Below are 21,658 nucleotides of genomic sequence, written 5' to 3'. Positions count from 1 at the left end.
TCCGATGGTGACTCTCACACCCCGATGAAGATAGGCAGCGCCTCGGGATGATGTGCGTGGACGATCGTGAGGAAGACGAGCGCGTCGAAAAGGAGATGGACCGTCACGGTATAGGGCAGCGACTTCGTTCGAGTGAAGATATAGGCCTGGACGAGTGCGAAGGGGATCGTCAGCACCGGGCCGATCGATCGATAGCCCAACTCCCACAGGAAGGACACGAAGATGATGGTGGTGAACACGTTCGCAGTCCAGAAGGCGAAGTGCTTGCGCAGCAGGGCGAAGACCGTGCAGATGAAGAACAGCTCATCCCAGATGCCGACAGCGTTGACGCCGAAGAAGAGGCGCACGATCTCATCCCACTGAGTCACCGGCGGCCAGTTGAGATAGACACCGGTGCGCATGAAGTACTGGGGGAGGACGATCCAGGCGACGACGATGACGAAGGCCAGCCACGCCCATTCCAGGCCCGACCACTTCTGCCCACGACGCAGAGGGAAGATGATGGTCCGGTCTTTGAACCCATATCGGGTGATCAGCCACGGCCCGATCACCACGGCGGACAACACGACCCCCATCCGAGCGATATTGGACCATGAGATATCGGCTGCCACCGAGATTGAGGAGATCAGTCCCAGACAGCCGGCGATGACGCTGAGGTCGCGTGCGAACTCTCGGTCGGCCATCCATGCGACGATGAGCGAGGCCACCATCGGCGCGTAGCCGAAGGCTCTCAACTCAGGAAACGTGGTTCCGAGCCCGAACAGGACGAAGGCGGACAGCGCCAACAGCACTGCGGCCAGCCCCGGCCAGGAAATGAGATCGAATCGTTTGGAATCAGGTTCGAATCGCGTTTGTGTGTCCACGCTTGACACTCTAAATCACCACAGTCCGAACACGACCGCGAGAACCGGCAACTCCTCGTAGTATCTGACACAGGCGAAAGGACACCCGTGGAACCAGAGGAATACTGCCGACTCATCATTCCGTCGGCCCCGCCGCGCACCGTGGAGACGATTCCCACAGCGACGGCGATCGGCAGAACCGCAGCCGCCGACGTGATCGCCGACGCGCCCATCCCAGCCTTCGCCACCGCGGCGATGGACGGCTTCGCCTTCGATGAGTCGGCGCTGGACAGCTCCCGGGCCGGCGCCGAGGTTGCCCTCAGCGGCGACATCCCCGCCGGTGCCCTGCCGGTGGACATCGCACCAGGCACCGCCGTGCGGGTGATGACCGGAGCGCAAGTGCCCTCAAGCGCCGTGGTGGTCGTTCCCGTCGAACTCACCGATGCCGAGGCCACAGGGACAGCTCCGGATCATGTCCGTGTCCCGTCTTGGCCTACGGGACTGCACGCCGGCTGGAACATCAGAGCAGTAGGGGAGGACACCCAGGTCGGAGACACCGTCATCCGATCAGGTGAAGCGATCAGCTCCGGCGGTGTGGGCACACTGGCAATGATGGGACGCGAGACCGTCAGCGTCCTCCGTCCTCTCACCGTCGGCCTCATCGTCACCGGAGATGAGCTGCGCACCGGGCTCACCACGTCAGTGCATCCATTCATCAACAACTCGAACCTGCCCATGCTCAGTTCAGCGATCACCGCCGCCGGAGCCATCCCCGTCGAACGCACCTGCGGGGACGACCCGGATGCCTTCCGGCAGATCATCGACGAGCTCGACGCCTGCGTTGACCTGATCATCACCACCGGCGGCATCAGCGCCGGCGCCTTCGAGGTCGTCAGACAGGCCCTCAGCGGCGAACACTCGTCGTTCCTGCGTCTGGCACTGCGGCCGGGTGGGCCGCAGGGGTACGGACGCTGCGGTGATGTCCCACTCCTGCATTTCCCAGGCACACCGACCGGAGCTTTCCTGTCCTTCCACCTCTTCGCGCGCTCTCTGCTCGAGGCACGTCCCCTCGGATCGCGGTGGAAGAAGGGCGTCTACGCCGGTCCCGACATCAGCGGACACAACAAGGCCGTCAGCCTGCTGCCTGGCAGATTCACCACAGCGGGAGATGTCGATGTCCTGGACCGGTCACGACTGCGCGACTTCGCCGGCGCCGACGTCATCATCCGTGCACCGCGAGCCCCCGGGACTATTCGGACCGGGGACATCATCTCCGTCCTCGACTGCTGAAGCTGTGCCCCCGACCAATGAAGCCAACTAGACTGAGGCACATGTCAGCACATGCACTCACCCCTGCGGACACGAAGCGCTATGCCCGTCAGATCAGCCTCAATGGTTTCGGCCCGCAGGCCCAATCGGCGCTCCTTGCCTCTCATGTGCTCGTCGTCGGCGCCGGTGGGCTCGGGGCACCGGTCCTGACGTACCTGGCGGCGGCAGGGGTCGGACGCATCAGCATCATCGACCCCGACACTGTGGAACTGAGTAACCTGCACCGCCAATTCATCCATTCCGAAGCGCGCGTGGGCCACCGGAAGGTCGATTCCGCCAAAGCTCGGATGGGAGAGCTGAACTCGACCCTCGACATCATCACGCACCCCGTGCTGCTGACTCCGGACAATGCCCTCGAACTCATCGGCGCAGCCGATATCGTCATCGATGGCAGCGACAACTTCGCGACCAGGTACTTAGCCAACGATGCCTGCGAGATCCTGAACAAGCCCCTCGTCTGGGGCACCATCCTCGGCTTCGACGGTCAGGTCGCTGTCTTCGACACGACGCAGGGGACAACGCTGCGCGACCTTTACCCGGTCGTCCCAGCTCCCGGATCAGTCCCCGACTGCGCAACTGCCGGTGTCCTCGGGGCTCTCTGTGGAAGCATCGGTGCGGCCATGGCGATGGAGACGATCAAGGTCCTCACCGGCATCGGCACCCCTCTCTACAACGCAGTCTCCATCCACAGCAGCCTCGACGCCAGCTGGGAGAGCGTTCCGGTTCGACGAATACCTGAACGTCAGCCGATCACAGAGTTGGGCAGCCACCTCGGCGACTATGGTGATGCACTCGGCAGCCTTCGTGCTGAGATGACCGCCGGGACGGGTGCGGGGAGTGATCCGAGCGTGACGTGGGGGTCCATCACACCGAGCACGCACCTCGTCGACATCAGAGACGAGGAGGAGGTCTCGGCAGGAATGGTTCCAGGCGCTCGGCACATACCGATGGACATCCTCTTGGACGATCCCGGACTGATCTCGGGCAACGGGAAAGTAGCTCTCTACTGCCGTTCGGGAGTGCGCTCTGCCCGGGCCTGCGCACAGCTGCGCGCACAGGGCAGTGAGGTCAGCTCTGTCTCCGGGGGATATCTCGCGTATCTGTCACTGCCGCACTGACGAACTCGGCCGCGACCGACGGTGAGGAAAACCGACGCAGCTTCGTCTCAGCCGCCTGCGAAGGGTGGGAGGACGTCGACGGTATCGCCCTCGCTCAGAGCGGCGTGAGGATCCGTGGCAGCGATCGCGTTGACCAGGAAGCTCGAGCGGGAGATGACCGTCCTCGCCTCGGTGGCGGCATCCTTCGTCAGGGTCGTGATCAGCCCGTCGATGGTGGCGGCCTCGGCGCGGCATTCTTTGGTTCCGAAGGCCTCTCGCGCGGCTGCGAAGAAGCGGACTCTGATCTGGGGCACTTATCCTCCGATGGCACTCATGGGACGTTGGGGTTGTTCGAAGCTCTCGGAATCCATGCCGTGTCCGGCCAGTTTCTTCCAATGCGCGCCCTTCCACAGGTTCGCGATCGCTTCATCGTCGGCACCGCCCCGCATGGCGGTGAGCAGATCCACCTCCGTGTGCGAGAACAGGCAGGTGCGCACTCGTCCCTCTGCAGTCAGACGGGTGCGGGTGCAATCTGCACAGAAGGGCCGGGTCACCGAGGCGATGATGCCGACGTCGCCGATGACGGTCTCCGGATCGTCCCTGCTCGCAACCAGGAACTTCTCCGCTGGAGCACCACCCCGCGGCGCAGCATCAGGGGTGAGGACGAAATCCGGTTCGAGCAGGGCGAAGATGTCGGCGGCCGTGATCATTGTGCCGCGTTCCCAGGAATGTCCGGCGTCGAGAGGCATCTGTTCGATGAAGCGCAGCTTGAGCCCGCGATCGAGACACCAGCGCAGCAGCTGCGGAGCCTGATGGTCGTTGACGCCGGGCAGCAGCACGGCGTTGATCTTGACCGGATCCATTCCGGCAGCCTGAGCGCCCTTGATCCCGTCGAGCACCCTGCCCAGGAACGGGCGTCGAGTGATCGTCGCGAAGGTTTCGGGGACGACCGTGTCGAGTGAGACATTGATGCGGTCGAGGCCCGCGTCTCGCAGCTTCGCGGCACGCTTGTCGAGACCGATCGCATTCGTGGTCAGTGCGATATTGGGGCGGGGCTCAAGTGCGGCGACACCGGCGATGATGTCGGTGACGTCTTTGCGGGTCAACGGTTCGCCACCGGTGAACCTGACCTGGTCGACGCCGAACTTCTCGACCCCGATGCGAACGAAGCGGATGATCTCCTCGGCCGTCATCGCCGCATCGCGAGACATGAACTCCACACCCTCCTCGGGCATGCAGTAGCTGCATCGCAGATTGCAGAAGTCGGTCAGCGAGATGCGCATATCACGGGCACGTCGACCGAAGGTGTCCAGGAGCGAATCCTCCTGATGGGCCGTAAACGTCTCGCCCGGGTCCACGGTCGGAGTTCTCAGCACGGGCGTGGGCAGGCTGATCTTGCGCATTCTGCCATCCTCCTTGATCAACATCTTCGTTATCATCGTCCCATGACTACTGCCATCATGCATCGTCGTCGTGTGCTCGACACGATCGGCCCGCTTCTCGACACGGAGACCAGGCCGATCGGTGAACTCCTCGACTCGCCACGGCGCCTGAGCACCACCGTCTGCTCACCGATCGATGTTCCGGGTTTCGACAACTCCAGCATGGACGGATATGCCGTTGCCGCCTCCACGCTCCGCAACGCGCCGCAGAGGCACGACACAGACGCCGATGGCGCACACACAGTCTACGGCCCCATCCCGGTACGCGGCAGGGTTGCGGCAGGAGCACACGGCAGAGAGGTGGCGGCCGGATCAGCGGTCGAGATCATGACCGGGGCACCGCTGCCGGCCGGCACCGATACAGTGATCAAGATCGAGGATACGCAACCAGGGAACTTTGAGTCCCCGGAGATCACCATCACCCTGCCGGCCACCGCTGCAGGCCCCCTGCCGGGTGACTTCGTGCGCTCTCGAGGCAGCGACGTTGCCGCCGGAGCCATTGTGCTCAGTGCCGGTCTGATGCTCACGCCGGCCCACCTCGGCGTCGCAGCAGCGTGTGGGATCACCGCGCTCGAGGTCCAGACCCTGCCTCGGGTCCTCATCGTGAGCACCGGTGATGAGATCACGACCGACGCCGCCGCCGGAATACATGACGCGAACTCGATCACCCTGGGTGCCAGTCTCCGCCGCCTGGGAGTCGACGCGACCATCGTCACCGTGCCCGACGATCCGCAGGCACTTCTCGACGCGGTGCAGGCTTCCGAAGCCGACCTCGTCATCTCGACCGGCGGGATCTCGAAGGGTGCGCATGAGGTCGTCAAGCTCGCCGCCGACCTCGACGAAGCCTCGACCATGGTCTTCGAACCCATCGCGATGCAGCCAGGGGGACCGCAGGGATGCGGAACACTGGCCGGAATCGCATGGGTGGCGCTGCCCGGTAACCCGGTCAGCGCCCTGATCAGCTTCGAGATGTTCATCCGTCCCGCACTGTTGGGACTCGGCGTGGATGACGACCCGCGCGAAACCGAATACCACCATCTGCTCGGGGGACTCGACGAAGCCCCGCCGAGCGGAAAGCTGCAGGTGCGCCGGGCCGTGATGACAGGTGCGGGCCTCGATCTCATGGGCGGATCCCGCTCCCATCTGCTCTACAACTATGCCCAGAGCACGCATCTCGTCTTCATCCCACCGGCAGGTTCCGACCCGCAGCCAGGTGAGACCGACCGCTGCGCAGACGATAGGCTGAAGACGTGGAAGATCACATGACACTGACGCACATCGACGATTCCGGCGCCGCCCATATGGTCGACGTCGGAGACAAGGACGTGACCAAACGTCGCGCCGTCGCCACCGCACTCATCACCACTCGAAGCGAGGTCATCGATATGATCGCCGAGGCGGGTCTGCCCAAGGGTGATGCCCTGCCTGTGGCCCGCATCGCCGCAGTCATGGGCGCCAAGCGGACCAGCGAGCTCATCCCGCTGTGCCATCCTCTGCCGCTGACCGGCATCGACGTCGAGTTCGAACTCCTCGATGACGCCGTCCGCATCAATGGCGCCGTCAAGACCGTGTCGAAGACCGGTGTCGAGATGGAGGCGCTGACCGCTGTGTCCATCGCGGCCTTGACCATTTTCGATATGATCAAGGCCGTTGACAACCAGGCGATCATCGGGGATATGAAGGTCATCGAGAAGTCGGGTGGACGCAGCGGCGACTGGAGCCGGGACACATGAGCGTCATCCACACCGACATCGTCGAGACCCCGATCAGCACCGACGCCCTCGAACCCGATGTCCTCAACGACACTTGCGGTGCTGTGGTCAGCTTCTCCGGTGTCATCCGCGACCACGACGACGGGCGGGGCGTCCACAGGCTGTCCTATGAATCCCATCCGCTGGCAGGGGCCCAGATCGCCGAGGTGGCCGCTGAGATCTCGGCGAAGCACCCGGCCGTACGTCTGTCCGTCGTCCATCGTGTCGGCGCACTCGAGATCGGAGACGTGGCACTGGCCGCCGTTGTCGCCTCACCACATCGCCATGATTCCTTCGCCGCGTGCTCGGAGCTCATCGACGAGGTCAAGGCGCGGGTCGCGATCTGGAAGCATCAGTTCTTCTCCGACGGTGACGATGAATGGGTGGGAGCACTCGAATGACGGAACTGCGCATCAATGATGCGGCCCGGTTCCTCGGGGTCAGTGATGACACCATCCGCCGGTGGGTCAGCGAAGGAAAGCTCACCCAGCACAAGGACGGATCCAATAGGGCAGTGGTCGAGGGACGCGAACTCGTGGCCCTGGCGCAGTCGAGTTCTGCGGCCCTTGAAGATCCGACTGGTGTCATGAGTTCTGCCCGTAATCGGTTCGCCGGTCTCGTCACCGACGTGGTCATCGACGGGGTCATGGCGCAGGTCGGGCTCCAGTGCGGTCCTTTCCGCGTCGTGTCTCTGATGTCAGCAGAGGCCTGCAGACAGCTCCAACTCGAACCGGGCAGTCTTGCCACCGCCTCGGTGAAGGCAACGATGGTCTCCATCGACACTGCGGCAACCGGCTGACGATTTCGCCTTATTTGTCGCAGATGCTGGGATAGATGTGCGTTTTATCCGTGAATGCGGGTTTAATGGACGGATGAAGCATCTATCTGCAGCGTGCATCGTTGCGCTGCTCACGCTTACCGCGTGTTCGACCGGCTCAGGGTCGGATCCGGGGCAGAAGACGACTCTGTCGGTCTTCGCCGCCGCATCATTGACCGAGGTCTTCGATGATGTCGCCGAGGAGTTCAACAGGACCGAACCCGATCTCGAGGTGAAATTCTCCTTCGCCGGCTCCTCCGATCTTGTCTCGCAGATCTCGGAAGGGGCTCCCGCAGACGTGATCGCCACCGCTGATGAGTCGACGATGAACACGCTCAACGGAGATGACCTGCTGGCCGGGGCGCCGCAGATCTTCGCTTTGAACACCCTGACCTTGGCCGTGCCGAAGGGAAACCCGGGCAACATCGCATCGTCGAAGGACTTCACGGGCAAGGACCTCGTCGTCTGCGCGCCCCAGGTCCCCTGCGGAGCCGCCACCGAAAAATGGGCGCAGCACAACGCTGTCGCACTCGAGCCAGTCAGTGAGGAGAATTCGGTCACCGATGTCCTGGGCAAGGTCAGTGCTGGCCAGGCCGACGCCGGCATCGTCTACGTCACCGATGTCGCCCGTGGAAACGGAGACGTCGAACAGGTCGCGCTCGACGGCGCGGACAAGGTCATCAACAAGTACCCGGCGGCGACGGTCGGATCGAGTGAGAATCAGGAAGCCGCCGATGAGTTCGTCTCGTTCCTGAAATCTGACGAGGCGATCGAGTTGTTCGACGCCGCCGGATTCTTGACTCCCTGATATGACCGTTACGACTGGGGCGTCCTGATATGACGAATACGCGCAGGAGACGCGGCCACTCAACGGTGCCGACGTGGCTCTGGATCCCTGCCGGACTCGGCATCGCCTTCCTCCTCGTCCCGATCATCGGGATGATCGCACGAATCGAGCCCAGCCACCTCGGCGAGATCATTCTGGCGCCGGAATCCCAATTGGCTATGGGGCTCTCACTGCTCACCTCCGTCATCGCTGCTCTGGTGAGCGTGAGCATCGGCTTCCCCCTGGGCTACCTGCTCGCGACGCGCACCTTCCGCGGGCAGCGAGTCGTGCGCACGCTCATTCTGCTGCCACTCGTCCTACCGCCGGTCGTCAGTGGTCTGGCACTCCTGTACACCTGGGGAAGAACAGCCTTCCTCGGGTCCCTGCTCACCGATATGGGGCTGGGGTTGGCATATACAACGGCAGCCGTGGTGTTTGCGCAGATCTTCGTGTCACTTCCATTCATGGTCATGTCCGTCGAGACGGCGATCGCCGCCCGCGGGCAGGACTTCGAGCTCGCCGCAGCCGAGCTCGGCGCAACACCCAACCGCGTGTTCTTCCACATCACGCTTCCGCTTCTGCGCCAAGGAATCATGACCGGTGCCATCCTCTGCTTCGCCCGAGCATTGGGGGAGTTCGGGGCTACTCTGACGTTTGCAGGCTCCCTCTCGGGGGTCACCCGAACGATGCCGCTGCAGATCTATCTGGTCCGCGAATCCGACCCGCAGTCGGCAATCGCCTTGTCCCTGCTCCTCATCGCAGTCGCCCTGGTCATCATCGCCCTCGCCTACCGTTCTCCCCACGCACCGAGACTGCGCGCTCCGAGTTCGGCCCCGGCCGCGGAGGCGGTCGAGGCTACGACATACCGTCCTGGCCCGTCGTCGATGGGCTCTGGAGGACCCGCCCCCGAGGCGCACACCGAGCGAGTACGGACGGAGACCGCTGCGGTTCGACTCAGTGCGCGGCTGCCTGAGCGCGGCATCAACGTCGATCTCAGGATGCCGACCGGTACGACGACGGCGATCATCGGTCGCAACGGAGCGGGGAAGTCCAGCCTGCTCCAGCTGATGACCGGAGCGATCTGTGCCGAATCCGGTTCCCTGCGCGTCGGTGATGAGACCATCTTCGACCTCGACGCGAACAAGTGGCCGCCCGTTCACACCAGAGGCATCGTCCACTTGGCTCAGAACCCGCTCCTGTTCCCGCATCTGAACGTCATCGACAATGTGGCCTTCGGCCTCAGAGCGCACGGACAGCAAACTGAGGACGCACGAAGAATTGCCGGACGCATGCTCTCGAGCCTCGGCGTCGGTCACTGCGCGGACCGCAGACCCGATGCAGTATCCGGGGGACAGGCAGCCCGAATCGCTCTGGCCCGAGCGCTGGTCACCGATCCGAAGCTGCTGCTCCTCGACGAGCCCCTGTCGGCCCTGGACGTCGACGTCAGAGTCGAGACACGACGCGTGCTCGGCCAGGTGCTGTCAGGTCGAAGCGCCGTCATCATCACCCACGATGTCGACGACGTCACCGCCCTGGCGTCCACGCTGGTGCTCATCGACTCCGGAAGCGTTGCGGTCAGCGCACCCGTGGGGGAGGTCGGAGCCAACCTGTCGGCGACTTCTCGCCAGTCGCCGGACTTCCCTGGACACGACTTCCTCCAGAGCTTTTGCGAGGGGGACTCAGAAGGCATACTGTGCAGTAGATCACGCTAGCGCCATCGAACCGGTACAAAGGAGCACAACGACGTGGCAGAACTTTCCTATTCCTCAGGTCCGTCGGACACACCACTGCTGGGACAGACCATCCCCGCGCACATCAAGGCGACTGTCGCTGCCCACGCGAACGGTCTGGCGCTCGTCGACCGCTATTCCGGCCGGCGGTGGACCTATGCCGAATTCGACCGTGACACGGATGCCCTGGCCATCGGACTGCTCGAACGCGGAATCAAGAAGGGCGATCGGGTCGGCATCTGGGCACAGAACGTCGCCGAATGGGCACAGATCCAGTACGCCACCGCGAAGATCGGCGCGATCCTCGTCAACGTCAACCCTTCCTACCGCAGCCACGAGCTCGAATACGTCGTCAAACAGTCGGGCATGAGCATGCTCGTCTCTCAGATCACCGCTCCGCCCCACTCGGACTTCTATGCGATCGCGACCGAGGTCGCGGCGAAGGTGCCGGGACTCGAACTCATTTTCCTCGACACGCTCCCGTCCGACCTCCTCGGTGATGCGGTCATCGGCGAACGTCAGTCCTTTGCCCAACTGATCGGAAGCGGTCGCAGACTCCTCGACGATGAGGGCGCCAAGTATTCGGTTCGCCTGCAGAAGCTCATGGACGAGCTCGCGATGGACGACCCGATCAACATCCAGTACACCTCCGGCACGACTGGCTTCCCGAAAGGGGTGACGCTGAGTCATCACAACATCCTCAACAACGGGTTCTTCATCGGGGAGATGCTTGGCTACTCCTCGAAGGACTCCGTCGTCCTGCCGGTCCCCTACTACCACTGCTTCGGGATGGTCATCGGAAACCTCGCGGCTCTCAGCCACGGCGCTGCGATCATCCTGCCGTCTCCCGGATTCGACCCGGTGGCGAGTCTGAGCGCAGTCGCCGAAGAGAAGGCGACCTCGCTCTACGGTGTGCCCACGATGTTCATCGCCGAACTCGAACATCCTGACTTCTCGAGCTACGACCTCAGCTCGCTGCGCACCGGCGTCATGGCCGGCTCACCCTGCCCGGTCGAGATCATGAAACGCGTCATCACCGACATGAACATGGAAGAGGTCGCCATCTGCTACGGCATGACGGAGACTTCGCCGGTGTCGATGATGACCCGCGTCGATGACACACTCGAGGCCCGCACTCAGACCGTCGGCCGTGTCATGCCCCATCTCGAGATCAAGATCGCCGACCCGGTCACAGGTCAGGCCGTCCCCCGCGGACAGAAGGGGGAACTGTGCACCCGCGGATACGCTGTCATGCTCGGGTACTGGGAGAACCCGGAGAAGACGGCCGAAGCGATCGATGAGTCCCGTTGGATCCATACAGGCGACCTCGGCATCATGGACGATGACGGCTATGTCGACATCTCCGGCCGGATCAAGGACATGGTCATCCGCGGCGGAGAGAACGTCTATCCCCGTGAGGTCGAGGAGTTCCTCTACCATCACCCCTCAATCAGAGACGTCCAGGTCGTCGGGATCCCCGATGAGAAGTACGGCGAGGAGCTCATGGCCTGGGTGATCCTCAAGGACGGCGTCGACACCTTGGACGCCGAGGCGGTCCGCGAGTTCTGCTCAGGCAAACTCGCTCACTTCAAGATCCCGCGTTACGTCGAGGTTCGGGAGTCTTTCCCGATGACGGTCTCAGGCAAGATCCGCAAGATCGAGCTGCGCGAGGAGGGCGAGAAGATCGTCCACAGCACGCTCGCAGGCTGAGCGCGATTCGCCCTTTCGCGGACGGCGGGAGGGCCGCAGAAGAGACTGCAGCCGGCTCCTGACCCAGGTCACAAGTCGGTTGCAGTTTTTCCGGCAAGACTTCACGTTTTTCATGTGAGAACTTTATTCACTAAGATCGACTCTCATGAGAGCTGAATCACAACCACTGGTGTCAGTCACAGATGTCGAGAAACACTATGGTGATTTTCACGCTCTGAAGCACATCAACCTCAAGATCAAAGAACGCGAAGTCGTCGTCGTCATCGGTCCGTCCGGCTCCGGCAAATCGACGCTGTGTCGTACGATCAATCGTCTGGAGACCATCACCTCCGGTTCGATCACGATCGACGGCAAGGAACTGCCTGCTGAAGGCGCGGCACTGGCAGCGCTGCGCTCGGACGTGGGCATGGTCTTCCAGGCCTTCAACCTCTTCGCCCACAAGACGATTCTCGAGAACGTCACCCTCGGTCCGATCAAGGTCCGCAAACTGTCCAAAGCCGAAGCCGAAGAGCAGTCAATGGCCCTGCTCGAACGCGTCGGAGTCGCCCACCAAGCCGATAAATACCCAGCACAGCTCTCCGGCGGGCAGCAGCAGCGAGTCGCTATCGCCCGTGCACTGGCAATGAAGCCGAAGGTGATGCTCTTCGACGAGCCCACCTCGGCACTGGATCCGGAGATGATCAACGAAGTCCTCGACGTCATGGTCGGACTCGCCGAAGAAGGCATGACCATGGTGGTCGTCACCCACGAGATGGGCTTCGCAAGGAAGGCTGCTCACCGTGTCGTCTTCATGGCAGATGGTGAGATCGTCGAGGTCGCCGAGCCTGAAGAGTTCTTCACCAACCCCCAGACCCCGCGTGCCAAGGACTTCCTGTCCAAGATCCTCACCCGCTGATCACACCGAAACAAGTAGTCGGTCATACTCACCACACTCACAAGGAGAAACGATGAAGAAGCTCAGACTCTCAATCGCATCTGTTGCCATCGGACTGCTCGCGCTCAGCGGCTGCGGTCAAGGCGGAACCCCAGATGCTCCTGCCGAGGGCGACGGCGCCCAAGCGGAGGCACCTGAGTACACAGTCAACGACAGCGCCGATTTCAAGGATTCCAAGACCTGGAAGGCTGCCAAGGACGCCGGCGAACTGAAGGTCGGAGTCAAGTACGACCAGCCCGGTCTCGGCAACGTCAAGGCCGGCTCGGAGCAGCCCGAGGGATTCGATATCGAGATTGCGAAGATGGTGGCCGCGCAGCTGGGCTTCAGCCCAGACCAGATCAAATATACGGAGACGGTCTCTGCCAACCGTGAGCCCTTCCTGCAGCAGGGAAACATCGACATGGTCGTGGCCACCTACACGATCAATGACGAACGCAAGAAGGTCGTCGACTTCGCTGGACCGTACTATGTCGCCGGGCAGGATCTGCTCGTGGCCGCCGATTCCGACATCGCCGGCCCTGATGATCTGGCCGGAAAGAAGGTCTGCTCTGTGGACGGCTCGACGCCTGCCCAGAACATCGAAGAGAAGTACAAGAAGGCTGAGCTCGTCGCCTATGACACCTACTCGAAGTGTGTCACCGACCTGCAGTCAGGCTCAGTCGACGCTGTGACCACAGATGACGCGATCCTGCGTGGCTATGCCAAACAGTACGAAGGCGAATTCAAGGTCGTCGGCCAGCCCTTCACCGAAGAACCCTACGGTGTCGGCCTGCCCAAGGGCGATGACGCCATGCGCGAAGCCGTCAACGATGCCCTCCAGAAGGGGATGGACGACGGTGACTGGAAGAAGGCATTCGAATACTCCCTCGGCTCCGCCGATGATGTCGAGATGCCCAAGATCGACCGTTACTGACCAGCCTTCAGATTGACATGATGCGAGGGCACCCGACGGTGCCCTCGCATCGATTAAGGAATCTGGAATGGATTTTCTGCAACTTCTCGAGATGTTCTTCTCAGGCATCTGGGGAACCATCAAACTCTTCACCGTCGCCCTGATCGGTGCCCTCGTGCTGGGAACGATCCTGGCTGGAATGAGAGTCTCACCGACACCGGTCCTGCGGATCGCGGCCTCAACGTACATCAACGTCGTGAGGAACACGCCGCTGACGCTGGTGATGTTCTTCTGTGCCTTCGGGCTGCCGTTCCTCGACATCCGATTCGGCGCGACCAGCTCCTTCAACTCCTTCATCTATGCAACTCTGGCGCTGACGGCCTACACAGCATGTTTCGTCGCCGAGACCCTGAAATCGGGCATCTCGACGATTCCTGTGGGTCAAGCCGAAGCCGCACGAGCAGTCGGGCTCACTTTCGGACAGACCCTGAGCCAGGTGATCCTTCCCCAGGCGTTCCGCACCGTCATCCCGCCCCTGGGCAGCGTCATCATCGCGCTGCTGAAGAACACCTCAATCGCCTCGGCGTTCAACAATCGAGAACTCATCTCGGCCATGCGCAACGCCATTGAGGTGCGCGGAGATCTGGTGATCCCGCTGCTGTTCGGGACTGCCCTTGCGTACCTGATCCTGGCGCTGATCCTCGGTCGCGTCTTCGACTACCTCGAGAGGAAGCTGGTGATCCTACGATGAGCGCACCGACTCAGGTCCTGTTCGACGAGCCCGGCCCCAAGGCTCGCCGGAACAACATCATCCTCTCGATCGTCTCGGCCGTTGTGTTGGCCGGCCTCATCGCCTTCGTGATCTGGAAGTTCGCCGATGCTGGTCAGCTGGACTCGGCGAAATGGTATCCATTCAGCTTCTCCCAGATTCAGCTGGTGCTCCTCAAGGGCATGGGGGCCACCCTCAAGGTGGCCGTCGTCGCTTCCGTGCTGGCGTTGGTCGTCGGCGTCGTATTCGCGCTGCTGCGGCTCTCGAGCAAGAAGGTCATCTCGGTACCGGGAACCATCGTCCTCGAGTTCTTCCGCGGGGTCCCGGTACTGCTCCTCATCTTTGCGATGTTCCTCATCTTCGGCAACACGATCGGAGCGTTCTGGTCCGTTGTCATCGGCCTCACCCTCTACAACGGCATGGTTCTCGCAGAGATCATCCGAGCCGGTATCCTCGCCGTCCCGAAGGGGCAGAGGGAAGCCGCCATGGCCATCGGCCTGCGCCCGGGCCAGGTGATGAGCTTGGTGCTGATGCCGCAGGCTCTGCGCGCCATGATGCCCACGATCATTGCGCAGATCGTCGTGCTGCTCAAGGACTCGGCCCTGGGCTTCATCGTCACCTACCAGGACCTGCTCTACCAGGTGAATCTCATCGGCCGCGAGTACAACAACCTGCTGCCGACGTTCCTGGTCGGTGCCGTGCTGTTCATCATCATCAATATGATCGTCGCCGGAATCGCCCGTTGGCTGGAGAAGCGACTGCAGCGCAAGTCCACCGCGCCTGTCGGGGCAGAAGGTCTGTCAGCGCAGACCGCCGCCTGATCGACCAGAACCGGGTGGCGTCGGTCAGTGAAGATCCCGGCGCCACCCTGTAATGTTCGTGACAAGGACGATGCCGCTGACAAGGAGTCCCATATGCAACCCGAGCTCAGTTCCACCCCCGTCACGGTGGTCAAGAATCCCGGTCGTGAACGGTTTGAGATCTTCACCGCTGAGGATCCGGTCGAGTTCGCTGGTTTCCTCGGCTATCGGGTCATTGACGACGAGACCGTCGAACTCCAGCACACCATCATCTCCGAGGGCTTCTCTCGCCGTGGCTTCGCCCGCACACTGGTCACCACGGTCCTCGATCAGATCCGGGACGAAGGCGGCCGCATCGTCCCGACCTGCAGCTATGTTCAGGACTATCTCAAACGTTTCCCGCAGTACGCCGACCTCGTGACGCAGGCTTGAGCATACAGACCACAGGACTCGAGACGTCGATCACTGGGTCAGGGCGATTCGCACCAAGCCCAAGCGGCGACCTGCACATCGGCAACATTCGTTCGGGACTGCTGGCGTATGTCCGCGCGCGACAGACCGGGCGACGGTTCCTCTGGCGCATCGAGGACCTCGATCGAGTCCAGCCCGGTGCGGCACAATCACAGCTCGAGGTCTTCGCTGAACTCGGCGTCAGCCCTGATGAGCCGCCGCTCGTCCAGTCGGAGCGTCTCGACATGTACACCGAAGCCCTGAGTCGCCTCGAGGGACAGGGACTCGTCTACGAGTGCTACTGCTCACGCAAGGACATCCAACAGGCGCCAACGGCACCGCACTCTCCGCCCGGAGCGTATCCCGGGACCTGTCGTGATCTGTCGGAGTCCGAACGAGAACGGCACCGACAGCGTCTTGACGAACAGGGGCGCAGCCCGGCACTGCGGTTGAAGACCGACAACGCTGAGGTCACGGTGCAGGACAGGCTGCTGGGCGAGATCACGTCCCCGGTTGATGACCTGGTCCTCAAGCGCGGCGATGGAGTCTTCGCCTACAACCTCATCGTCATCGTCGACGATGGTGCCAGCGGTGTCGACGAAGTGGTGCGCGGGGACGACCTGGCCACCTCGGCGCCTCGTCAAGCTCATCTGGCCCATCTGCTGGGCCTGCCACAGCCCTCGTGGCTGCATGTTCCACTGGTCGTGAACTCTGCCGGCAGACGCTTGGCCAAGCGTGATGGTGCGGTCACCTACCAGCAGCTGTGCGCCCAGGGTTGGACACTCGAAGATGTCTACGCGTGGATGTGCTCATCCCTCGGGTTTGCAGGCTCCACAGGTTCGTGGTCATCTCTCGATGACATGGTGGCAGGCGTGGACTTCGATCGTCTTCGTACCGGGGAGACGGTGTTTGTTCCGCCGATGGGCGCAGATGGCTGAAGGCTCAAGGGTCTGACTGCTTCAGGCCGCTGCCTCCAGGCCTTCGGTGATGACCTTGTTGTAGATGGATTCGAACGTGTCGAGTGTGTACTCGATGTCATGCTTGGCGACCACATTGAGCGATGCCCTGGCCATAGTGTCGAGGTCGGTGTCGGAGAGCTCGCAGATCTGGGCGAATCGCGAGGCCAGCTCCTCGATATCCCGCGGCGGGAAGAGGAACCCATTGACCCCGTCCCTGACCAGGTGTGGAAGCGCAACCGCATCAGCGAGGACGACGGGTTTGCGTGAAGCCAGTGCCTCCAGCGTGGCGATGGACTGGAGCTCAGCTGTCGAGGGCATGCAGAAGAACGTGCACCGCTGATAGGCGTCCATGAGCTCTTTGTCGCTGACCTTGCCCAGCACATGGATGCGATCGGCGACTCCGAGCTCCGCGGCCAGTTCCTTGAGCGGCTCCTCCTGATCCCCGCCGCCGACGATGTCGGCTTCGAGCCCGAGCGCCGGGTCGGTCTTCGCGACCGCTTCGACGATGTCGGCGGCGTGCTTCTCCGAAGAGAGTCGGCCGACGAAGAGGACACGCGGTGGTGCCGCGACCTCGGTGCCGGAAGCCGCAGTCGACCGCTCAGACGTCGTCGGCGACCCTCCGAACGCCTGCTCAGGCTGGGCAGTCTGATCGTTCTGGACGGCTTGATCGTCCTGGGCAGTCCGATCGTCACGCAGGTGCGCGAACCGTTCCAGGTCGATACCGCAGGAGACTGCGCGAATCGGGGAGGTGAACCCGTTCTGCGTCAGCAGGTCGGCAGCGAGCTGCGTGGGCACCGTGATGAAGTCTGCGGACTCGAATTTCCTGCGCAGGTCCCACCAGGCCACGGCAGTGCCACCGTCGAGAAGCGATTTCGGCGCCCGCAGATATGGTCGCACATTATCGGGCATGAAGTGGTTCGTGGCGACGACGGGAATGCCCCGCTTGCTCGCCTCCGAGAACGCGTAGCGACCGATGACGAAATGCGCCTGAGTATGCACGACGTCGGGCTGAAGAGAGTCGAGGAGACGAGACAGTTCGGGTTTCGTCTCCCAGGGCATGCAGATGGTCCAAGTCGGATGCAGCGGCCAACGATGTGAGGTCAGTCTGTGGACCGTGACACCGTCCTCGGTGCTCACCGAGGCCTTTCCTGTCGCGGATGGACAGGCGACGTGAACATCATTGCCGCGAGCAGCTAGCCCGGCGGCCAGACGTTCTGCGAACTTCGCGGCGCCATTGACCTCGGGTGCGTAGGTTTCCGTCGGAATGAGAATGCGGCGGGCTGGGGTGTGACTATACGCGGACAGGATTCAACTCTCCTCGGTGTCGGTCAACTGGTCTGTGCGACGAGCGACTCGACGCTGGTGTTCTCGATCTTTGACATCGGGGTGATACCGCGACAATACAACGACGCCCAGACACGCGACCAATCCGGTGGCTGCGATCATGGCGACGAGCCAGACCGGAGCAGATGCCGCTTCTCCGAGGACGACCGAACCTAAGATCACTGCGCCGATGGGATCAACGACAGTCAGGCCTGCGATGACCATCTCCGGGGGGCCGGCCGCATACGCGTTTTGGACGAACCATGCTCCGATCGCAGTCGCGGCGACTAGGCCGATGACGTTGAGCCACGTGACCTGGTCGATTCCCGCGCGGAGCAGCTGCACGCTGACGAGGTGTGTATTCGTGGCAACACATGCGAACAGCAGACCCGCAGCCATGATGAGCACGAGTTGGGGCGCACTCCGGAAGAACAGCATGATGCCCAGGCCCAGCGCGAGGATGACCGCAGTGATCCACACCAGGGGCAGCGCGTCGGATCCCAGGTGGACCTCTGTGCGGGCGGTGGTGGCTGAGAGCGCAACGAAGATCGTCACCCCCACAGTGCACCAGATGACAGCCTGCACCAGACGTCGGTTGACCTTGAGCCCACGATGGCGCACACCCAGAAGGACGGACACGATGAGGGAGAAGGCACCGACGGGTTGGACGACCATGACCGGTGCCAGCGCCAGAGCGACGATGTTTCCCACGGTGCCCAGACCGGTGATGATCAGTCCGATCAGCCATTTCCTGTTGCTCAGCAGCTCTTTGAAGTGAGCCCAGCTCAGCCCGTTGTGGGAGTCGTCCTGATCTGCGACGGCGTCATGCTGGTACAGCGCTCCATAGGCCAGTGCCACCGCCGCAAGGACGGCGAGGGCGATTGCCACTAAGGTCACGTGCACTTCTTCCGCTGCATGGGTGGGGTGAGGAATCCCCTTGATTTTACAGTGCGGTCACCTCGCCGAGGTGGTTGTTGACTGGGTTTGTCCTGACTGTATGGATTCCACGCTGTCCGGTGGTGGGGTTAACCGGAACTGTGAGCTAAAGCACTGTTGCCCGCTTTGTCGTGGGCCGAGTGTCTTTGCTAAGCTGACACAACGTGCGCAGGCAACTGCGCCTTTCCTCCGTAGCTCAGTTGGCAGAGCATTCGACTGTTAATCGAAGGGTCGCTGGTTCGAGCCCAGCCGGGGGAGCCGCTTGGGCCCCGTCCGTAAGGACGGGGCCTTTGTCGTGCCTGCAGGTCTGGTGCGCTGGCTTGGGTCGCGCGCAGAGCAGACGGGAATAGTTGATCGATCAAGTAGGTTGTCGACGGTATGAAGGCATTCGGTTTCTTGAGTTTCGGTCACTACGGTTCGGGAAGTGCTCCGGGGGAGTACGGCGCCAAGGAGGCGCTGCAGCAGGCAGTCGAGATCGGCGTCGGGGCCGACGAGATCGGCGTCAACGGCGCGTATTTCCGGGTTCATCACTTCGCTGAGCAGGCAGCCTCGCCGATGCCGCTTCTGGCGGCGATCGCGGCCAAGACCTCTCGAATCGAGGTCGGGACCGGTGTCATCGACATGCGCTACGAGAACCCTCTCTATCTGGCAGAGGAATCCGCTGCCCTTGACCTGCTCTCTGATCAGCGAGTGGCTTTGGGTATCAGCCGGGGATCACCGGAACCAGCAGACCGGGGGTGGGAAGCCTTCGGCTACAGCGACAGTGACGATGCGAAGGCCGCGAACATGGCCCGCGCGAAGTTCGCGCAGTTCCTGTCTGCAATCAAGGGCGAAGAACTCGTGCCAGCCGATCCGACGCAGTTCGGTCCAGGCAAGAAGCTGCGTGTCGAACCGCATTCTCCAGGTCTCCAGCAACGTGTCTGGTGGGGCGCCGGTACTGCGGCGACCGCTGAATGGGCCGCTGCCCAGGGCGTGAACATGATGAGCTCGACCCTGCTGACCGAAGCCACCGGTGCATCCTTCGGTGCGCTGCAACGCGATCAGATCGATCGCTATCGCGCAGCATGGAAGGATGCTGGCCATGACTGGACTCCGCGCGTGTCTGTCAGCCGCAGCATCTTCCCGATCACCACGAACCTCGATGACCTCTACTTCGGTCGCCGTTCAGGTGGAGAAGGTGATCAGATCGGGATCATCGATGGTACGCGCTCGACCTTCGGCAAGACCTATGCAGGCGAACCCGACGAACTCATCGAGGCGCTGAAGGCCGACCCAGCGGTCGAAGCCGCGGACACGGTCCTGCTGACGATCCCGAGCCAACTCGGCGTGGACTACAACCTCCACATTCTGGAGTCCTTCGCCAGTTACGTCGCTCCTGCTCTGGGATGGCAACCCAATACATCTGGCCCGGTGACCGGTTCCGCAGTGTGATTTCGCCCGAGGTCTGAACACTGGCACGTATGATGAAACAGTTCCCACATAGGGGACTGTCGAATCGACTTGGTTCCGTACGGCAACCTCTGTGCGGAATGCGTTCTGAACAGAGGTGATCAGGTGAGCGACGGCCAGCGGATGAATCAGATTCAAAGACGAATCGTCCTCATCGGTCTCGTCCCGCTCTTCATGTCTCTGCTGTCGGTATCGATCATCAACGTCGTGCTGCCCGCCATCGAGGCGGATCTTCAAGCATCGTCCTCGGCTCTGCAGTGGGTCCTGACCGGCTATGCTCTCTCGTTCGGCGTTGTTCTCGTGGCAGCAGGCCGAGCAGGCGACGTCTTCGGACGCGGCCAGCTGTTCATGATCGGGGTGGCCCTGTTCGGCCTGGCCTCACTCGTCGCCGGCATCGCGCCCGGGGCGCTGACCCTCAATATTGCTCGCGTCTTCATGGGACTCGGATCAGGACTGCTCAATCCGCAGGTCGTCGGGCTGCTGCAGCAGTACTTTCAAGGGCCACAGCGCGGGCGCGCGTTCGGACTGATGGGCACCACCGTCGGCCTCTCCGTTGCAACCGGTCCTATCCTCGGCGGTGTATTCATCGCTCTCTTCGGCCCGGAGCCGGGTTGGCGTGCGGCCTTTCTGGTCAATGTCCCCTTCGCGGTCGTCTCCCTCATCCTCGCCAGAAGCTGGCTGCCGAAATCAGCCTGGCACCCGATTGGCGCCACCGACGGCACCGATGCGAACCCGGCGGCAGTCTCGGCGAACGGGGGATACGCACCGAAAAGGGATCGAGACCTCGATCCACTCGGAGTGGTTCTGCTCGGGGTCGGAGTCCTCCTAGTGCTGCTGCCCTTCGTCGAGTCTTCTGTCGGGTGGTTCATCTGGCTCGCCCTGCCACTGGGCATATTCACCATCTGGTACTGGACCCGTTGGGAGCGCCGGTACTCTGACCGTGGACGCGCTCCCATGGTCGATCTGAACCTGTTCAGCATTCGCAGCTTCAGCAACGGTTCGATCATCATCACCCTCTATTTCATGGGCGTGACGAGCGTCTGGGTGCTCATCGCCATGTACATGCAACAGGGCTTGGGCCACACTGCGCTGGCAGCAGGCATGATCGGACTTCCGGCAGCGTTGCTCTCCGCTGTATCGGCAGATGTGTCCGGACGTTTCGTGTTCCAGGTCGGCCGCCGACTCGTCGTCTGGGGGATCATCACCTGCCTGGTGGGTCTGGTCTCGACAATCGGCGTGATTTTCCTGCTCACCGAGGGCATCGGCAGCGAATGGTGGATGCTGCTGACTCTGAGCTTCATCGGTGCCGCACAGGGCATGGTCATCAGCCCCAACCAGACCCTGACCCTGCAGGAAGTGCCACTGAAGTATGCAGGCTCGGCCGGGGGAGTCCTGCAGACCGGACAGCGCATCGGCACGTCGATGGGTTTGGCCATCATGACCGCCTTGGCCTTCGCTGTCACAGCGGTCAGCGATTGGAACATCGGCATGATCGCCTCATTCGCAGCGATTGCGATCATCGTGGTTCTGGCCGGAATCGTCGGTTTGGCCGAGGTCAGGCGAGGCCGGCGCCGTCAGCTCTGAGCGCAATAATGTTACGGA

General features: G+C 62.5%; 22 protein-coding genes and 1 tRNA gene. 18 read left to right on the top strand and 5 right to left on the bottom strand.

Annotated features, from left to right (window positions below; translation table 11 throughout):
- Nucleotides 1-14 precede the first annotated feature (14 nt).
- Nucleotides 15-863: a CPBP family intramembrane glutamic endopeptidase gene (locus JTF07_RS07545; RefSeq protein WP_353843907.1), complete on the bottom strand. Its 849-nt coding sequence runs from the start codon at nt 861-863 to the stop codon at nt 15-17.
- Between the two features lie 87 nt (nt 864-950).
- Between JTF07_RS07545 and JTF07_RS20850 the strand changes: the two genes are divergently transcribed.
- The gene (locus JTF07_RS20850; protein ID WP_204233686.1) at nt 951-2,132 is read left to right on the top strand and encodes a molybdopterin molybdotransferase MoeA; all 1,182 of its coding nucleotides are present in this window, start codon (nt 951-953) and stop codon (nt 2,130-2,132) included.
- Nucleotides 2,133-2,173: 41 nt separating this feature from the next.
- Nucleotides 2,174-3,289 (top strand): ThiF family adenylyltransferase, encoded by a 1,116-nt coding sequence (locus tag JTF07_RS07535; RefSeq protein ID WP_204233685.1) that lies wholly within the window; start codon nt 2,174-2,176, stop codon nt 3,287-3,289.
- 47 nt (nt 3,290-3,336) lie between these two features.
- Here the strand turns inward: JTF07_RS07535 and JTF07_RS07530 are convergent, their stop codons facing one another.
- Both JTF07_RS07530 and moaA read right to left on the bottom strand, forming a co-directional pair.
- Complete coding sequence (locus JTF07_RS07530) at nt 3,337-3,582, bottom strand: MoaD/ThiS family protein (protein WP_204233684.1); 246 nt, start codon at nt 3,580-3,582, stop codon at nt 3,337-3,339.
- A complete protein-coding gene (gene moaA, locus JTF07_RS07525) occupies nt 3,583-4,671 on the bottom strand; it encodes a GTP 3',8-cyclase MoaA (RefSeq protein WP_204233683.1) in 1,089 nt (362 codons plus the stop codon). It lies immediately after the preceding gene.
- Between the two features lie 42 nt (nt 4,672-4,713).
- Between moaA and JTF07_RS07520 the strand changes: the two genes are divergently transcribed.
- The 13 genes from JTF07_RS07520 (at nt 4,714) to gluQRS (ending at nt 16,327) form a co-directional block, all read left to right on the top strand.
- Nucleotides 4,714-5,976, top strand: a complete 1,263-nt coding sequence (locus JTF07_RS07520; RefSeq protein ID WP_252199613.1) for a molybdopterin molybdotransferase MoeA — start codon at nt 4,714-4,716, stop codon at nt 5,974-5,976.
- Nucleotides 5,973-6,443, top strand: a complete 471-nt coding sequence (gene moaC, locus JTF07_RS07515) for a cyclic pyranopterin monophosphate synthase MoaC (RefSeq protein WP_204233682.1) — start codon at nt 5,973-5,975, stop codon at nt 6,441-6,443. The genes JTF07_RS07520 and moaC overlap by 4 nt, the downstream gene beginning before the upstream one ends.
- Nucleotides 6,440-6,862: a molybdenum cofactor biosynthesis protein MoaE gene (locus tag JTF07_RS07510; protein ID WP_204233681.1), complete on the top strand. Its 423-nt coding sequence runs from the start codon at nt 6,440-6,442 to the stop codon at nt 6,860-6,862. Before moaC ends, JTF07_RS07510 begins: the two co-directional genes overlap by 4 nt.
- On the top strand, nt 6,859-7,260 hold the full coding sequence (locus tag JTF07_RS07505) for a TOBE domain-containing protein (RefSeq protein ID WP_204233680.1): 402 nt from the start codon (nt 6,859-6,861) through the stop codon (nt 7,258-7,260). Before JTF07_RS07510 ends, JTF07_RS07505 begins: the two co-directional genes overlap by 4 nt.
- 73 nt (nt 7,261-7,333) lie before the next feature.
- Nucleotides 7,334-8,086 carry a molybdate ABC transporter substrate-binding protein gene (gene modA, locus JTF07_RS07500; RefSeq protein WP_204233679.1) on the top strand — a complete coding sequence of 251 codons (753 nt, stop codon included), beginning with the start codon at nt 7,334-7,336 and terminating at the stop codon, nt 8,084-8,086.
- A gap of 29 nt (nt 8,087-8,115) precedes the next feature.
- Complete coding sequence (locus JTF07_RS07495; RefSeq protein ID WP_204233678.1) at nt 8,116-9,816, top strand: ABC transporter permease; 1,701 nt, start codon at nt 8,116-8,118, stop codon at nt 9,814-9,816.
- 33 nt (nt 9,817-9,849) lie between these two features.
- The gene (locus JTF07_RS07490; protein ID WP_204233677.1) at nt 9,850-11,544 is read left to right on the top strand and encodes an AMP-binding protein; all 1,695 of its coding nucleotides are present in this window, start codon (nt 9,850-9,852) and stop codon (nt 11,542-11,544) included.
- A 145-nt stretch (nt 11,545-11,689) separates the two neighbouring features.
- Nucleotides 11,690-12,439 carry an amino acid ABC transporter ATP-binding protein gene (locus JTF07_RS07485; protein WP_502710962.1) on the top strand — a complete coding sequence of 250 codons (750 nt, stop codon included), beginning with the start codon at nt 11,690-11,692 and terminating at the stop codon, nt 12,437-12,439.
- 52 nt (nt 12,440-12,491) lie between these two features.
- The gene (locus JTF07_RS07480) at nt 12,492-13,391 is read left to right on the top strand and encodes a glutamate ABC transporter substrate-binding protein (protein ID WP_143921577.1); all 900 of its coding nucleotides are present in this window, start codon (nt 12,492-12,494) and stop codon (nt 13,389-13,391) included.
- A gap of 67 nt (nt 13,392-13,458) precedes the next feature.
- On the top strand, nt 13,459-14,121 hold the full coding sequence (locus JTF07_RS07475) for an amino acid ABC transporter permease (protein WP_204233676.1): 663 nt from the start codon (nt 13,459-13,461) through the stop codon (nt 14,119-14,121).
- Nucleotides 14,118-14,960, top strand: coding sequence for an amino acid ABC transporter permease (locus JTF07_RS07470; RefSeq protein ID WP_143921579.1), 843 nt, complete (start codon nt 14,118-14,120; stop codon nt 14,958-14,960). The genes JTF07_RS07475 and JTF07_RS07470 overlap by 4 nt, the downstream gene beginning before the upstream one ends.
- Before the next feature lie 93 nt (nt 14,961-15,053).
- On the top strand, nt 15,054-15,371 hold the full coding sequence (locus tag JTF07_RS07465; RefSeq protein WP_143921580.1) for a GNAT family N-acetyltransferase: 318 nt from the start codon (nt 15,054-15,056) through the stop codon (nt 15,369-15,371).
- Nucleotides 15,368-16,327: a tRNA glutamyl-Q(34) synthetase GluQRS gene (gene gluQRS, locus JTF07_RS07460; RefSeq protein WP_213018710.1), complete on the top strand. Its 960-nt coding sequence runs from the start codon at nt 15,368-15,370 to the stop codon at nt 16,325-16,327. The genes JTF07_RS07465 and gluQRS overlap by 4 nt, the downstream gene beginning before the upstream one ends.
- 21 nt (nt 16,328-16,348) lie before the next feature.
- On the opposite strand, the gene JTF07_RS07455 is transcribed toward gluQRS, so the two are convergent.
- Nucleotides 16,349-17,614, bottom strand: a complete 1,266-nt coding sequence (locus JTF07_RS07455) for a glycosyltransferase (protein ID WP_353843933.1) — start codon at nt 17,612-17,614, stop codon at nt 16,349-16,351.
- Between the two features lie 42 nt (nt 17,615-17,656).
- Nucleotides 17,657-18,568 (bottom strand): DMT family transporter, encoded by a 912-nt coding sequence (locus JTF07_RS07450; protein ID WP_353843906.1) that lies wholly within the window; start codon nt 18,566-18,568, stop codon nt 17,657-17,659.
- A gap of 224 nt (nt 18,569-18,792) precedes the next feature.
- Here JTF07_RS07450 and JTF07_RS07445 point away from each other — a divergent pair.
- The 3 genes from JTF07_RS07445 (at nt 18,793) to JTF07_RS07435 (ending at nt 21,640) form a co-directional block, all read left to right on the top strand.
- Nucleotides 18,793-18,865: transfer RNA gene (locus JTF07_RS07445), tRNA-Asn, on the top strand.
- Between the two features lie 120 nt (nt 18,866-18,985).
- Nucleotides 18,986-20,038 carry an LLM class flavin-dependent oxidoreductase gene (locus JTF07_RS07440; RefSeq protein WP_204233675.1) on the top strand — a complete coding sequence of 351 codons (1,053 nt, stop codon included), beginning with the start codon at nt 18,986-18,988 and terminating at the stop codon, nt 20,036-20,038.
- 123 nt (nt 20,039-20,161) lie between these two features.
- A complete protein-coding gene (locus JTF07_RS07435; protein ID WP_204233674.1) occupies nt 20,162-21,640 on the top strand; it encodes an MFS transporter in 1,479 nt (492 codons plus the stop codon).
- The last annotated feature ends 18 nt before the right edge of the window (nt 21,641-21,658 follow it).

The organism is Brevibacterium sp. RIT 803, from assembly GCF_016892625.1.
GTDB lineage: Bacteria > Actinomycetota > Actinomycetes > Actinomycetales > Brevibacteriaceae > Brevibacterium.
Note: the sequence above shows the minus strand (reverse complement) of the source record. Positions and strands in the feature narration are given on the sequence as shown.

Excerpts from the sequence above, each read along its gene's own strand:
- JTF07_RS07535 (WP_204233685.1), top strand. The coding sequence starts at position 2,174 with ATGTCAGCACATGCACTCACCCCTGCGGACACGAAGCGCTATGCCCGT.
- moaA (WP_204233683.1), bottom strand. The coding sequence starts at position 4,671 with ATGCGCAAGATCAGCCTGCCCACGCCCGTGCTGAGAACTCCGACCGTG.
- JTF07_RS07520 (WP_252199613.1), top strand. The coding sequence starts at position 4,714 with ATGACTACTGCCATCATGCATCGTCGTCGTGTGCTCGACACGATCGGC.
- moaC (WP_204233682.1), top strand. The coding sequence starts at position 5,973 with ATGACACTGACGCACATCGACGATTCCGGCGCCGCCCATATGGTCGAC.
- JTF07_RS07510 (WP_204233681.1), top strand. The coding sequence starts at position 6,440 with ATGAGCGTCATCCACACCGACATCGTCGAGACCCCGATCAGCACCGAC.
- JTF07_RS07505 (WP_204233680.1), top strand. The coding sequence starts at position 6,859 with ATGACGGAACTGCGCATCAATGATGCGGCCCGGTTCCTCGGGGTCAGT.
- modA (WP_204233679.1), top strand. The coding sequence starts at position 7,334 with ATGAAGCATCTATCTGCAGCGTGCATCGTTGCGCTGCTCACGCTTACC.
- JTF07_RS07495 (WP_204233678.1), top strand. The coding sequence starts at position 8,116 with ATGACGAATACGCGCAGGAGACGCGGCCACTCAACGGTGCCGACGTGG.
- JTF07_RS07485 (WP_502710962.1), top strand. The coding sequence starts at position 11,690 with ATGAGAGCTGAATCACAACCACTGGTGTCAGTCACAGATGTCGAGAAA.
- JTF07_RS07480 (WP_143921577.1), top strand. The coding sequence starts at position 12,492 with ATGAAGAAGCTCAGACTCTCAATCGCATCTGTTGCCATCGGACTGCTC.
- JTF07_RS07475 (WP_204233676.1), top strand. The coding sequence starts at position 13,459 with ATGGATTTTCTGCAACTTCTCGAGATGTTCTTCTCAGGCATCTGGGGA.
- JTF07_RS07470 (WP_143921579.1), top strand. The coding sequence starts at position 14,118 with ATGAGCGCACCGACTCAGGTCCTGTTCGACGAGCCCGGCCCCAAGGCT.
- JTF07_RS07465 (WP_143921580.1), top strand. The coding sequence starts at position 15,054 with ATGCAACCCGAGCTCAGTTCCACCCCCGTCACGGTGGTCAAGAATCCC.
- JTF07_RS07440 (WP_204233675.1), top strand. The coding sequence starts at position 18,986 with ATGAAGGCATTCGGTTTCTTGAGTTTCGGTCACTACGGTTCGGGAAGT.